This window comes from Aquabacter sp. L1I39, from assembly GCF_017742835.1.
GTDB lineage: Bacteria > Pseudomonadota > Alphaproteobacteria > Rhizobiales > Xanthobacteraceae > L1I39.
The window spans coordinates 2,298,692-2,311,997 of sequence record NZ_CP072392.1 but is presented as its reverse complement, the minus strand read 5'-3'; the positions used below and the strand labels follow the sequence as shown (position 1 = coordinate 2,311,997).

General features: G+C 69.5%; 10 protein-coding genes and 1 riboswitch. Of the genes, 8 read left to right on the top strand and 2 right to left on the bottom strand.

The window, feature by feature from the left end; translation table 11 throughout:
* Positions 1-45 precede the first annotated feature (45 nt).
* Positions 46-1,077, top strand: a complete 1,032-nt coding sequence (gene cobD, locus J5J86_RS10080) for a threonine-phosphate decarboxylase CobD (protein WP_209104762.1) — start codon at positions 46-48, stop codon at positions 1,075-1,077.
* Between the two features lie 260 nt (positions 1,078-1,337).
* Positions 1,338-3,422 carry a putative bifunctional diguanylate cyclase/phosphodiesterase gene (locus J5J86_RS10075; protein WP_209104761.1) on the top strand — a complete coding sequence of 695 codons (2,085 nt, stop codon included), beginning with the start codon at positions 1,338-1,340 and terminating at the stop codon, positions 3,420-3,422.
* A gap of 18 nt (positions 3,423-3,440) precedes the next feature.
* Here the strand turns inward: J5J86_RS10075 and J5J86_RS10070 are convergent, their stop codons facing one another.
* Both J5J86_RS10070 and cobO read right to left on the bottom strand, forming a co-directional pair.
* Positions 3,441-4,889 carry a cobyric acid synthase gene (locus tag J5J86_RS10070; protein ID WP_209104760.1) on the bottom strand — a complete coding sequence of 483 codons (1,449 nt, stop codon included), beginning with the start codon at positions 4,887-4,889 and terminating at the stop codon, positions 3,441-3,443.
* Between the two features lie 16 nt (positions 4,890-4,905).
* The gene (gene cobO / locus J5J86_RS10065; protein ID WP_209104759.1) at positions 4,906-5,523 is read right to left on the bottom strand and encodes a cob(I)yrinic acid a,c-diamide adenosyltransferase; all 618 of its coding nucleotides are present in this window, start codon (positions 5,521-5,523) and stop codon (positions 4,906-4,908) included.
* 92 nt (positions 5,524-5,615) lie between these two features.
* Positions 5,616-5,833, top strand: a riboswitch (cobalamin riboswitch).
* A gap of 260 nt (positions 5,834-6,093) precedes the next feature.
* Here cobO and J5J86_RS10060 point away from each other — a divergent pair.
* From J5J86_RS10060 to J5J86_RS10035, 6 genes are read left to right on the top strand one after another with little or no spacing between them, the layout of a single operon-like run.
* Positions 6,094-6,774, top strand: a complete 681-nt coding sequence (locus J5J86_RS10060) for an energy-coupling factor ABC transporter permease (protein ID WP_209104758.1) — start codon at positions 6,094-6,096, stop codon at positions 6,772-6,774.
* 56 nt (positions 6,775-6,830) lie between these two features.
* Entirely contained in the window at positions 6,831-7,190 is a 360-nt protein-coding gene (locus J5J86_RS10055) for a DUF1636 family protein (RefSeq protein WP_209104755.1), read from the top strand.
* 3 nt (positions 7,191-7,193) lie between these two features.
* Positions 7,194-8,258 carry a cobalamin biosynthesis protein CobW gene (cobW, locus tag J5J86_RS10050; RefSeq protein WP_209104754.1) on the top strand — a complete coding sequence of 355 codons (1,065 nt, stop codon included), beginning with the start codon at positions 7,194-7,196 and terminating at the stop codon, positions 8,256-8,258.
* Positions 8,259-8,261: 3 nt separating this feature from the next.
* Positions 8,262-11,510 carry a cobaltochelatase subunit CobN gene (cobN, locus tag J5J86_RS10045; RefSeq protein WP_209104752.1) on the top strand — a complete coding sequence of 1,083 codons (3,249 nt, stop codon included), beginning with the start codon at positions 8,262-8,264 and terminating at the stop codon, positions 11,508-11,510.
* On the top strand, positions 11,507-12,673 hold the full coding sequence (cobG, locus tag J5J86_RS10040) for a precorrin-3B synthase (RefSeq protein ID WP_247658299.1): 1,167 nt from the start codon (positions 11,507-11,509) through the stop codon (positions 12,671-12,673). Before cobN ends, cobG begins: the two co-directional genes overlap by 4 nt.
* Positions 12,673-13,302, top strand: a complete 630-nt coding sequence (locus tag J5J86_RS10035; RefSeq protein WP_209104751.1) for a precorrin-8X methylmutase — start codon at positions 12,673-12,675, stop codon at positions 13,300-13,302. Before cobG ends, J5J86_RS10035 begins: the two co-directional genes overlap by 1 nt.
* Positions 13,303-13,306 lie beyond the last annotated feature (4 nt).

The following is a 13,306-nucleotide window of genomic DNA, read 5'->3' as shown; positions in this document are numbered from 1 at the left end:
CTTTCCTGACACTTTCCGCGCCGATGTCCACGGCGGGACGAGAGGATGCCCAACGCCCATTTCCTGCGCGCGCCCCACGTGGCGACCGCCGACGCGCCCGTCCGCCGCGACCATGGCGGCGACCTCGACGCGGCCATGGCCCATTTCGGCGGCGCGGCGCAGGACTGGATCGACTTGTCCACCGGCATCAATGCCTGCCCCTATCCCGTGCCGCCGGTGCCGGAGGCGGCCTGGACGCGCCTGCCCACGCGCGCCGACATGGCGCGCCTCGCGGCGGCGGCCGCCGCCGCCTATGGCACCACCGCCCCCCTCGTACCGCTGGCGGGGGCGCAGGCGGCCATTCAGTTGGTGCCCTTGCTCGATTCGCCCGGTGAGGCGGCGGTGCTGGCGCCCACCTATAACGAGCACCGCGCCGCTTTGGAGGCGCGCGGCTGGCGGGTGCGGGAAGCCACGCACGTCCGGGATCTGGCCGGCGCGGACCTTGCCGTGGTGGTGAACCCCAACAATCCCGACGGCCGCCTGCACGCCCCCGCCGACCTCCTGGCGCTCGGCGAGAAGGTGGGGCGCCTCGTGGTGGACGAGAGCTTCATGGACATGACGCCGGAGGCCTCGCTCGCCGCTTATGCGGCGCGCCGCGGCCTCATCGTGCTGCGCTCCTTCGGCAAGTTTTATGGCATTGCGGGCCTGAGGCTGGGCTTCGCGCTGGGGAGCGGGCCGGACATCGACCGCCTCGCCGATCTCGCCGGCCCCTGGCCGGTCTCCGGCGCTGCCATCGCCATTGGCTGCCGCGCGCTGGAGGACCGGGTCTGGGCCCGAGAGACCGCCACCCGCCTGAAAGCCGAGGCCCTGCGGCTCGACCGCCTCGCCACCTCCGCCGGCTGGCGGTGTGCCGGGGGGACGGACCTGTTCCGCCTCTATGAGGTGCCCGATGCGGTGGCTGCTCGCGCGCATTTGGCCCGTGCCGCCATCTGGGTGCGAATCTTTCCCTGGTCGCGGACCCTGGTGCGCCTCGGCCTTCCCGGCCGCGCCGCCCATTGGGCGCGGCTTGCTGCCGCCCTGGAGCGCCGCGCAGAGTGAGCCCTCAGCGCCGTCAGGCGCTCTGCGGCTCTGCAGGAGCGGGGTGCCCTAAACGCTGATCTCACCCTCCTCGAAAGACGATGCGGCGGGCGAGGGGGATCGCGGGACAGCGGCGCAAGAAACGCTCTACCCTACGATTTGTTCCGCAAAAGGCACAGGAATCGGGAATGCGGGTCGACAAAGATTCGTGCATTGCACAGACATAGCTGAGATCCTACAATTTTTTCCTGTGTAAATGATCATCGGACTGTCTTTCTCTGATGCGTATCGTTTCGTGCTTGGCCGACGAGCACAATGTCTGGCTATTGCTTCTGTCTTTCCTTGTCTGCATCGGCGGTAGCGCCATTGCCATCGGCCTGTTCCGTCGGGCCCGCCACCGCACCGGGCGCCAGAGGCTCGGCTGGATCTTCATCGCGGCGGTGTCGGCGGGCTGCGTGGTGTGGTGCACCCATTTCGTCGCCATGCTGGCCTATCGAAACGATGTTCCGGCTGTCTACGACCCCTTCAATACCGTCTTGTCGCTCTTCATCGTCATCGCCGCCACGGCGATCGCCTTCCTGGTGACGCCGGAACGCCTCTCGCGCGGCGGGCTGGCGGCGTGGCTGCTGGCGGGGCTCACCTTGGGCGCGGGCGTGGCCAGCATGCATTATGTGGGCATGATGGCCTATGAGGTAAACGGCCTGCTTCTATGGAACGCGCGCTATGTGGCCGCGTCCGTTGGTCTTTCCATCCTGTTCGCGCTCGCCGCGCTCGGCTTGGAAATCAGCGGCCGGCATGTGCTGGCGCTGGCGGCCTTCGTGCTGTGCATCGTGTCGCTCCACTTCACCGGCATGGCGGGGCTCGCCCTCGTGCCCTATGGCGATGCCGGCGCCGGCCAGACGGGAACGGGGCAGCTTGCCCTCGTGCTCACCTTCGGCGTGCTCCTGGTCGGGGCCACCGGCGCGGTGAGCGCCATGATCGATTCCGATGTCAGCGCCAAGTCCGTGGAGGCGCTGCGTCGCCTGGCGCTGGTGGATTCGCTCACCGGCCTGCCCAACCGGAATTCCTTCACTGAAATTCTGGAACGGGAGCTGGGGCGGGCGCGCCTGCGCAGCGCCAGCCTTGCCGTGGTCGTGCTGGATTTCGATCGGCTGAAGGGCGTGAACGAGGCCCATGGCCAGCAAGGCGGCGATGCGTTGCTGCGGGAAGCCGCCCGCCGCATGCAGGGGGCGCTCGGCACCGGCGAGTTTCTCGCCCGCCTGGGCAGCGACGAGTTCGCGGCCACCAAGGTGTTTTTTGAGAAGAAGCAGGTGGAGGATTTCGTCCGGCGCCTCCAGCGGGGCATCGAGGCTCCGGTGCGGGTGAAGGGCTTCAATGTAATGCCGCAGGCCAGCTTCGGGGTGGCGCTCTTTCCGGGGGACGGGGAAAGCCCGGCCCAGCTGTTGGCCAATGCGGATCTGGCGCTGCTGCGCGCCAAGGGGCGCCCGGGGCGCGGGGTCAGCTATTACGAGCCGGCCATGGATGAGGCGGTGCGTGCCCGCCGTCACCTGGTCCATGAACTGCGCCGCGCGCTGAGGAATGGGGAATTCGAGCTGCACTATCAGGTGCAGGTGGCGCTCCAGGCGCCCCCGCCCGCCGGCGTGCCGGCCCCGGTGGGCAAGCCGGGGCCCCGGGTGGAGGTGATGGGCTATGAGGCGCTCTTGCGCTGGCGCCATCCCCTGCGCGGCCACATCTCGCCGGGCGAGTTCATCCCGGTGGCGGAAGAAAGCGGCCTCATCATCGGCATCGGCGAATGGGTGCTGCGCACCGCCTGCCGGGATGCCGCCGCCTGGACTGTTCCTGCCAATGTCGCGGTGAACGTGTCGGCGCTCCAGATCCTCCATGGCGATCTGCCGGGGCTGGTGGCGCGGGTTCTGAACGAGACGGGGCTCGCCCCCGAGCGCCTGGAACTGGAGGTCACCGAGACCATGCTCATCGGCGACCGCACGAAATGCCTGGACGTGCTCCAGGCCATTCGCGCGCTCGGCGTCGCGGTGGCCATGGACGATTTCGGGACCGGCTATTCCTCCCTCGACACGTTGCGGGCCTTTCCCTTCCACCGCATCAAGCTGGATCGCCACTTCATGCGCGACATCGCCGATAGCCGGGAGGCGCTCGCCATCCTGCGCGCCGTGCTGACGCTCGGCCGGGCACTGGACATGCGCGTACTGGTGGAAGGGGTGGAGACAGCGGAGCAGGTGGACCTGCTGCGGGCGGAAGGCTGCGAGGAAGCCCAGGGCTTCCTCTTCGGCCGCCCCGCGCCCCTGGTGGCGGGCACGCCGCCGGAGCCGGATGCCGCGGCGTGCCGATCCATCAGGGCGGCTTGAGCGGGGGGAGGTCCCCCTTCACCGCGCCAGCGCCAGAAGCCCCTCCACATCCACATGCGCCTCCAGGTGCGCGGCGAGCACATCAAGGGTGGTGTCCACCCGGGCGCCATAGGCAAGGCCGGAGGGGGCGGCGCCCAGCGCCTTCAGGAAGGCGCCGCGGAAGGCATCGTCCGTGAACATCCCGTGCAGATAGGTGCCGGTGATCCGTCCGTCGGCCGAGATGGCCCCGTCCGGCGTGCCGTCGAGGTCGGCAAAGGGGCGGGCGCAATCCGGGCCTTGGGTGCGGCCCAGATGGATCTCATAGCCCGTGATGGGCAGGCCGCTCGCCGCATGGCGGGCGCTCACCCGGGTGAGGCGCTTGTCGCCCGTCATCACCGTGTCCACGTCGAGAAGGCCGAGGCCCGGCGAGGTGCCCGGTGCCCCTTCCAGGCCCTCCGGGTCCGCGATGGTGCGGCCGAGCATCTGGTAGCCGCCGCAAATGCCCAGCACCCGCCCGCCCCGCCGGGCATGGGCGAGAAGGTCAATGTCCCAGCCCTGGGCTTTCAGGAAGGCGAGGTCCCCCCGCGTGGACTTGGAGCCGGGCACGATGACGAGGTCCGCATCCCCCGGAAGGGGGCGGCCGGGCAGGATCATCTCCACCGCCACGCCCGCCTCCTGCTGGAGCGGATCGAGGTCGTCGAAATTGGCGATGCGGGACAAAGCGAGGCAGACGATCTTGACGGGGCCGTCGCCCGCCTTGCGGGTGAGGTCGAGGGCATCCTCCGCCGGCAGGTCGGCGGCGCCCGAGAAGAAGGGCACGACGCCGAAGCCGCGCCAGCCGGTGCGCTCCGCGATGAAGGCATAGCCGTCGTCGAAAAGGCTCGGGTCGCCCCGGAACTTGTTGATGAGAAAGCCGGAAATGCGCTCCGCATCGGCCGGGTCCAGCACCGCCTTGGTGCCCACCATCTGCGCGATGACGCCGCCCCGGTCGATGTCGCCCACCAGCACCACCGGCACGCCGGCCGCTTCCGCAAAGCCCATGTTTGCGATGTCGCCCTTGCGCAGATTGACCTCCGCCGGGCTGCCCGCGCCCTCCACGATCACGAGGTCATGGCCCGCTTTGAGGCGGTGGAAGCTCTCCAGGACCGAGGCCAGCAATTGCGGCTTCAGGGCCGCATAGGCCCGCGCCTTCACGGTGGCGATCCGCGCGCCCTGGACGATCACCTGGGCGCCCACATCGGTCTCGGGCTTGAGCAGCACCGGGTTCATGTCCACCACCGGCGGGCGCCCTGCCGCCAGCGCCTGGAGCGCCTGGGCGCGGCCGATCTCGCCGCCATCCACCGTGACGGCGGCATTGTTGGACATGTTCTGCGGCTTGAACGGGGCGACCTTCAGCCCCCGCCGCCGCGCCGCCCGGCACAGGCCCGCCACCAGCAGCGACTTGCCCACATTGGAGCCGGCTCCCTGCACCATGAGGGCGCGCGCCATGGCCTTGATCCCGCTGTCAGAAATCGATACCCGCCTGGGCCTTGATGCCCGAGCGGAAGGGGTGCTTGACCAGCGTCATCTCGGTGACGAGGTCCGCCGCCTCGATCAGCTCCGGCTTGGCGTTGCGTCCGGTGAGGACCACATGGGTCAGAGGCGGCTTCTCGGCTTTCAGGAAGGCCAGCACCTCGGCCAGGTCCAGATAGTCATAGCGCAGGGCGATATTGATCTCGTCCAGCACCACCAGGCGGATGTCGGGGTCGCGAATCAGCTCCTTGCCCTTCTCCCACGCAGAGGCGGCGGCGGCGATGTCGCGCTGGCGGTCCTGGGTCTCCCAGGTGAAGCCCTCGCCCATGGCGTGGAACTGGCAGAGGTCGGCAAAGCGGGTGGTCAGGAGCCGCCGCTCGCCCGTGTCCCAGGCCCCCTTGATGAACTGGACGACCGCACACGGCATGCCGTGTGCCACCGCGCGCAACACCATCCCGAAGGCGGCGGTCGACTTTCCCTTGCCCGGCCCGGTATGAACGATGAGGAGGCCTTTCTCACCGGTTTTTCCGGCCATGATCTTGTCGCGCGAAGCCTTGATCCGGGCCATTTTCTGGCTGTGGCGGGCATCGGCGTCGGACGGCTCGCTCATAGGGCGCCTTTCTCTGGGGGCGGTCTTTGCCCGTCTATGACATGGCGGACAAGCGGGGGACAGCAGCAATGTTGCGGGCGCTCACAAGCTCGTGTAAGCTCTGTCATGATGGTGCCGAATGCCTTGTGAAAACAAGGGGTTCGGCTAATTGGGAATGTGGTGCGATGGCCCGTCCATCCAGTCCACAGCTGCCCCCGCAACTGTAAGCGGTGAGCGACCTCGAACATATCCACTGGCAAGTGACGGCCGGGAAGGATCGAGGAAGCCGAGACCCGCGAGCCAGGAGACCAGCCATCCCAACTTGATCCGGGCGGGGTGTCCTGGAGGGCAGACGTCACGGCGCGCAATCCCGCATGCCCGGAGCCTTGCCCCCCTTCCCGCCGGCGGCCGCGGAGGGCGAGGCGCATGGTGTTCCAGATCCGTCACCGGCAGGCTGCGGCCTGCATTTTATCTTATTTATCAATGCATTACACCTGCGATGCCCGGCATCTTAATGCCGTGGGCGGCGCTGTGTCCCTGTCTTTTCCGGCCCGTTGAACCCCGACATCCCGACTTCTAGGAGACCCACACATGCACATGGAGCCCGGCGTCGTCGACGGCGCCAAGATCGTCCTCAGCTATGCCACCGGCGCCGCCGCCGGCGGCTATGCCCTCAAGCTTGCCGCCGACACCGCGCGGGAGACCGGCCTCCTGCCGCTCGTGGGCCGCACGGTCCTGACGACCGCTCTGGTTTTCTGCTTTTTCGAGGTGTTTCCCCATTATCCGGTGGGTGTTTCGGAAGTTCACCTGATCCTCGGCTCGACGCTGTTCCTCCTCTTCGGCGCCGCCCCCGCCGCCTTGGGCCTCGCCTTCGGCCTCCTGGTTCAGGGCCTGTTCTTCGCCCCGTTCGACCTGCCGCAATATGGCATGAACGTCACCACCCTGCTGGTGCCGCTGTTCGCCCTGTCCGCGCTGGCCCGCCGCATCATCGCCCCGGCGACCCCCTATGTGGAGCTGAAATACGGCCAAGCCCTTGCACTTTCGACCACTTATCAGGCTGGCGTGGTGGCGTGGGTGGCCTTCTGGTCGATCTATGGCGGCGGCCTTGCGGCGCAGAATCTGGTGGAGATCGCCCAGTTCGGCGGCGCCTACATGCTGGTGATCCTGGTGGAGCCGCTGGTGGACCTCGCCGTCCTTTTCGGCGCCAAGCAGCTCCACGCTGTGACCTCCGGCCGCCTCTTCACCGCCCGCCTGCACCACGCGGCGGCCTGACCCCGACGGCCCGGCGCGAGCGCTGTCGGGCCGCCTAACCCCTTGCTGGAACTGGCATGTCTGTCACGCTGAACGTCTGCATCACCTGCCGCGCCGGCGAGGTTCAGGTGGAGGGCCAGCCCTGCGCCGGCCGCCGCCTGCACGATGCCCTCTCCCGCGAGGCGTGCCCGGCTGGCGTCCAGGTGGTGCCCGTGGAATGCCTGTCCGCCTGCCCGCGCGGCGCGGCGGTGGCGTTTTCCTCGCCCGGCCGTTGGACCTATGTCTATGGCGACATGGGGGAAATGGACGCGCCCGTTTTGCTGGCCGCTGCCGCCGCCTATGGCCGCACCGCCGACGGCCTCGTGCCGTGGCGGGAGCGCGCCGAGATCATCCGCAAGCGGTCCATCGCCCGCGTGCCGCCCCTCAAGGATTTCTGAGACATGACCAACCTTGCCAAGGCCGATTTGGCCAAAATCCCCGTGACGGTCATTACGGGCTTCCTGGGATCGGGCAAGACGACGCTGATCCGCCACCTCATGGCCAATGCGAACGGGCGCCGATTTGCCATTCTGGTCAATGAGTTCGGCACGGTGGGCGTGGATGGGGAGATTCTCAAATCCTGCGCCGACGAGGCCTGTCCGGCGGAGAACATCATCGAATTGGCCAATGGCTGCATCTGCTGCACCGTGGCCGATGACTTCGTGCCCACCATCGAGCGCCTGATGGCCCTGCCGCGCCGGCCGGACCATATCCTGATCGAGACGTCGGGCCTCGCCTTGCCCAAGCCCCTCCTGAAGGCTTTCGAGTGGCCGCCGATCCGCTCCCGCATCACGGTGGATGGCGTGATCGCCCTCGCAGACGCCGAGGCTGTGGCCGCCGGCCGCTTCGCGCCGGACGAGGAAGCCGTTGCGGCGCAACGGGAAGCGGACGGCAGCATCGACCATGAGACGCCTCTGTCCGAGGTGTTCGAGGATCAGCTGGCCTGCGCCGATCTCGTCCTTCTCACCAAGGCGGACCTCGCCGGGGAAGCGGGCCTCGCCGCCGCCCGCGCAGTGATCGAACAGGAATTGCCGCGCCCGCTGCCGCTCATTCCCGTGACGGATGGGGCGGTTGATCCCCGCATCATTCTGGGCCTCGATGCCCAGGCCGAGAACGACCTCGACGCGCGCCCCAGCCACCATGACGGCGAGGACGAGCACGATCATGAGGACTTCGAATCGGCTGTCATCACCCTGGCGGAAATCGAGGCGCCGGAAGCCCTCGCGGAGGCCGTGCGGCGGCTGGCCCGTGAGCAGCAGGTGCTGCGGGTGAAGGGTTATGTGGCGGTGGCCGGCAAGCCCATGCGCCTCCTGGTCCAGGCGGTAGGCGAGCGGGTGCGCTGGCAATATGACCGGCCGTGGGGCGCCGAGGCGCGGGTCTCCCGCCTCGTCTGCATCGCCGAGCACGACCATGTGGACCCCGCCGCCTTCGCGCGCGTGCTCGGCGGGACGCCGGTGGAGGCCTGATCGTTGCACGTCGTCTTCCGCGAGCGCCATGGGCTGGAGGAAGCCGACATTCCGCAGGATATCGGCCAGAGCCCGGCCGATCTCGTGGTCCTCTCCTTTTCCGACAGTGATCTCGGCGCCTTCGCGGCGGGATGGAAGCGGGCGGCCGGAAGCCTGCCGACGCTGCGCCTCGCGAACCTCGTCGCTTTGCGCCATCCCATCTCCGTGGACACCTATGTGGAGCGCACCCTGGCCGGCGCGCGGGCCATATTGGTGCGGCTCATCGGCGGGGAGCCCTATTGGGCCTATGGCCTTGCCAGCGTGAACCGCCTGGCGCGGGAGCGGGGGCTGGCCCTCGCCGTCCTGCCCGCCGATGGGCGCCCCGACGGGCGGCTCGATGCCCTTTCCACGGTGCCGGTGCCCTTGCTGCGGCATCTGTCCCGGCTTTGCGACGCGGGCGGGGCCGTGGCGGCGCAGAAGGCGCTGGCGGTGCTGGCCGAGGCGGCGGGCCTTGCCGCCGGGCCGGTGGACGGCGCAACCGAGGTGCCGGATCACGGCTTTTATGATCCCGACCAAGGGGTTGTGCCGGAACCCGCCTGGGGGCCGCGCGTGGCGCTCGTTGCCTTCTACCGCTCCTATGTCACCGCCGCCGATACCGGGCCGGTGGACGCGCTGATCAGGGAATTGCGGGGCGCGGGGCTTGAGGCCATGGGCGTCTTCGCCCCCTCCCTGAAGGCGCCGGGCGTCCGGCCTTGGCTGGATGGCGTCACCGAACGGGCACGGCCTTCGGTGATCCTCAATGCCACCGCCTTCTCGGCGCTTGGAGAAGATGGCCGCGCCGCCTTCGATCGCGTCGGCTGCCCGGTCTTCCAGGTGGCGCTCTCCACCGCCCGGAAAAGGGAGTGGCGCGAGGCGGAGCGGGGGCTCTCCCCCGCCGATCTGGCCATGCACGTGGTGTTGCCGGAGGTGGATGGGCGTCTCCTTGCTGGCGTGGTCTCCTTCAAGTCCCCAGGCCGGCGGGATGAAGACCTGCAATATTCCCGCTTCTCCCACCGCGCCGATGGCGAGCGGGTGGCCGCCGCCGTGGCCCGCGTCCTCGCCTGGGAGAAGCTCGCTTGCACACCACCACCGGCGCGCCGGCTGGCCATCGTGCTCTCCACCTATCCCGGCCGCGCCTTCCAGATGGCCCATGCGGTGGGGCTCGATACGCTCGCCTCCACGCGTGTGCTGATCGACGACTTGGCGGCAGCCGGATATGACGCGGCCCCGCCCGAGCAGCCGCTGGAGCACCTGGCGAATGCGGTCCTGACCTGGCCCGTGGCGGCCTATCGGGACGCCCTGGCCGCCTTGCCCGAGGCGCTGCGCGAAAGTCTCGCGGCGGCCTGGGGGGAGGTGGAGGACGATCCGGCGGTTCAAGACGGGGCCTTCCACTTCCACGCCATGAAAGCCGGCGAGGCGCTGGTGGCGCTTCAGCCGGAGCGTGGGACGGTCGTGTCACGGGAGGGCGACTATCACGATCTGAGCCGCACTCCGCGCCATGCCTATGTGGCCTTCTATCTGTGGCTGCGGTCGCTCGGCCTTCATGCCCTCATTCATATGGGCGCGCACGGCACGCTGGAATGGCTGCCGGGCAAGGCGGTGGCGCTGTCGTCTGGCTGCTGGCCGGAGGCGCTGACCGGGGCAATGCCGGTCATCTATCCCTTCATTGTCAACGATCCCGGCGAGGCCGCGCAGGCCAAGCGCCGCATTGGCGCGGTGACGCTCGGCCATCTTCCGCCCCCGCTGGTGGCGGCCGAGGTGCCCGAGGGCCTCGCCCGCCTTGAGCGCCTCCTGGACGAATATGCCAATGCGGACGGCCTCGATCCCGCCCGCCGCACCCGCCTGATCGCCGATGTCCGCGAAGAGGCGCGCGCGGCCGGGGTGGAGGAAGATCTCGGGCTTCCCCCGGAGGCGAGCGCGGCGGAGGCCATCACCCGCATCGACCGCTTCGTCTGCGACATCAAGGAAAGCCAGCTGGGGCAGGGGCTCCATGTGTTCGGCCAGGGTCCGTGCGGCGCCCAGGAACGGGACGGCCTGCTGGCCGCCCTCGACGGGCGCCGGGTGGCGCCGGGGCCGGCCGGCTCGCCCTATCGTGGCCGGCGGGACGTGCTGCCCACGGGGCGCAATCTTTATTCGGTGGATCCCCGCGCCATTCCCACCCCCAACGCCCAGGCGGCGGGGGTGAAGATGGCCGAGGAAGTGCTGCGCCGGCATTTGCAGGACCATGGCGACTGGCCGCGCGGGCTGGTGGTGGACCTCTGGGGCTCGGCCACCATGCGCACGGCGGGCGAGGACTTCGCCATGGCGCTGCATTTGGCCGGCGTGAAGCCGGTCTGGGACCATGGCAGCGGCCGGGTGACGGGTTTCGAGATCCTCGCGCCCGCTTTGCTGGGGCGGCCGCGCATTGCGGTCACGCTGCGCATATCGGGCCTGTTCCGCGATGTGTTTCCAGGTCTCGGCCAGCTGTTCCAGGCGGCGACCGAGGCCCTGGCGGAGCGGGACGAGCCCGGCGACGAAAATCCCTATCGCCAGAGCGAGCCACGCGTCTTCTGCCCGCGCCCCGGCCAATATGGCGCCGGCATGGACCTCGCCTTCGGCGATTTTTCCGAAGAAGCGCGTGCTGCGGCAGGGGAGGCCTGGCTGAAGGCGTCGTCCTATGCCCTCGGCCGCGACGGGATTGCCACCGCAGACCGCGACGCCCTGGAGCAGCGTGTGCTGGCCTCCGACGCTTTCGTCCACGCCCAGGACCTACCGGAAACCGACCTGCTCCTGGCCGCCGACTATGCCGTCCATGAAGCCGGGTTCGCGGCGGCTGCGGCCCGGCTGTCAGACGGTGCGGCGAAGCCGGCGCTCTATCATCTGGATGTGACCCGGCCCGAGGCGCCGCGCGCCCGCTCCTTGAACGAGGAAGTGGCCCGCGTGGTGCGCGCCCGCGCCGCCAATCCGACCTGGGCAGACGGCATGATGGCCCACGGCTTCCGGGGCGCCGCCGAAATTGCCGCAACCCTTGACCATATGGCCGCTTTCGCCCATCTGGCCGGGGTCGTACCCTCCCACCTGTTCGATCTCTACCATGAGGCCACCCTTGGCCGCCCCGAAGTGACAGCGTTCATGGCCCGCGAGAACCCCGCCGCCCTTGATGCCCTGCGCGCGCTCTTCCTGCGCCTGCGGGATGCGGGCCTGTGGACGACGCGCCGCAATTCCATCGCCGCCAGCCTGGAGGCGACGCCGTGAGCGCGGCCTTCGAGATCAAGGGCTGGTGCCCTGGCGCGCTGCGCCCCATGGAAAGCGGCGACGGCCTCGTTGTGCGGGTGCGGCCCCATGGCGGATGCCTGTCGCCCGCCGAGGCAATGGCCATCGCGGAAGGCGCCCGGCTTCATGGGAATGGCCTGATCGACCTCACCTCCCGTGCCAATTTGCAGATCCGAGGCGTACGGCCCGAGGGACATCTGCCGCTTCTACAGGCTCTTGCGGCGCATGGTCTCATCGATGGCGACCCGGCCTTCGAGGCGCGCCGGAACATCATCGTCACGCCGCTGGGGGAGGGTGAGGCGCGGGCCGAGACGCTGGAGATGGCCCGCCGGCTGGAGGCGGGTCTGTCGACCGGGCCGGATCTTCCCGGCAAGTTCGGCTTTGCGGTGGACACGGGCCCCGCGCGCGTCCTCGCCACGGCGCCCGCCGACATTCGCATCGAACGGGACGCGGCTGGCCGGCTTCTGGTGCGGCCGGACGGCGCGCCGACCGGGCTTTCCGCCGATGCTTCCGACGCCGCTGATCTTGCCTTGCGCATGGCCCGCTGGTTCGTGGCGAGCGGCGGCGTGGTGAAGGGACGCGGGCGCATGGCGCGGCATCTGGCAGCCGGCGCACGGCTGGATCCGGCGCTTTCCGGCCCTGTGCGGCCGGCCGAGGCCACTGTGCCCACGGTCGGCCCCCGCGCCGAGGGTGTCCTGGTGGGTGCCGCCTTCGGGCAGTTGGAGGCGCAGGCCCTCGCCGCCTTGGCGGGCCTCGGGCGGGAGATCCGGGTCACGCCCTGGCGGATGCTGCTGGTGGTCGGACCGCAGGATGTTCCCGCCGTTGCCGGCCTCACCCTTCTGCCCGGCGATCCTCTTCTCGCGGTGAGCGCCTGTTCCGGCGCGCCCGCCTGTCCCCAGGCCCTTGCCCCGACCCGCGGTTTCGCCCGCCATCTCGCGCCGTTCATCCCGCCGGGGCGCCACCTGCACGTTTCCGGCTGCGCCAAGGGCTGCGCCCGTCAAGAGGCGTCCGATGTCACCCTTTGCGCGACCTCATCCGGCTTTGACCTCATCCTGAAGGGCACAGTCCGCGACGTGCCGGCGAGGTTCGCCTTGAGCGAAACCGGAATCCGCGCCAACCCCCAATCCGTGTTCGAGCCTGCCTGATGCCGCACCTTTTTGAAACCGACGGGGCGCGCATCTACGCCCAGTCCTTCGCCATCATCCGGGCCGAGGCGGAGCTGGCGCGCTTCTCGCCTGCCGAGGAGCCGGTGGCGGTGCGGATGATCCATGCGGCGGGGCTGGTGGAGCTTGCCCCCTTCATCCGCTTCACCCCCAGCTTCGCGCAGGACGCGCGGGCGGCGCTGGAAGCCGGCGCGCCCATCCTGTGCGATGCCCGCATGGTGTCGGAGGGCATCACCCGCGCCCGCCTGCCCCGTGGCAACGAGATCATGTGCACCCTGCACGATCCAAGTGTGCCCGATCTCGCCCGGACGATGTCCACCACCCGCAGCGCCGCTGCCCTCGAATTGTGGCGGCCGAGGCTGGAAGGGGCGGTGGTGGCCATCGGCAACGCGCCCACCGCGCTGTTCCACCTCTTGAACATGCTGGAAGATCCCGCCTGCCCAAGGCCGGCCGCCATCATCGGCTGCCCGGTAGGGTTTGTGGGGGCGGCGGAATCGAAGGCGGCGCTCATGGCCGCCCCGCCGGTGCCGGCGCTGATCGTGGAGGGGCGCCTTGGCGGTTCGGCCATCACGGTGGCGGCGGTCAATGCGCTCGCCAGCGCCAAGGAATAGGAGG

Excerpts from the sequence above, each read along its gene's own strand:
- J5J86_RS10060 (WP_209104758.1), top strand. The coding sequence starts at position 6,094 with ATGCACATGGAGCCCGGCGTCGTCGACGGCGCCAAGATCGTCCTCAGC.
- J5J86_RS10035 (WP_209104751.1), top strand. The coding sequence starts at position 12,673 with ATGCCGCACCTTTTTGAAACCGACGGGGCGCGCATCTACGCCCAGTCC.
- cobO (WP_209104759.1), bottom strand. The coding sequence starts at position 5,523 with ATGAGCGAGCCGTCCGACGCCGATGCCCGCCACAGCCAGAAAATGGCC.
- cobW (WP_209104754.1), top strand. The coding sequence starts at position 7,194 with ATGACCAACCTTGCCAAGGCCGATTTGGCCAAAATCCCCGTGACGGTC.
- J5J86_RS10075 (WP_209104761.1), top strand. The coding sequence starts at position 1,338 with ATGCGTATCGTTTCGTGCTTGGCCGACGAGCACAATGTCTGGCTATTG.
- cobD (WP_209104762.1), top strand. The coding sequence starts at position 46 with ATGCCCAACGCCCATTTCCTGCGCGCGCCCCACGTGGCGACCGCCGAC.
- J5J86_RS10055 (WP_209104755.1), top strand. The coding sequence starts at position 6,831 with ATGTCTGTCACGCTGAACGTCTGCATCACCTGCCGCGCCGGCGAGGTT.
- J5J86_RS10070 (WP_209104760.1), bottom strand. The coding sequence starts at position 4,889 with ATGGCGCGCGCCCTCATGGTGCAGGGAGCCGGCTCCAATGTGGGCAAG.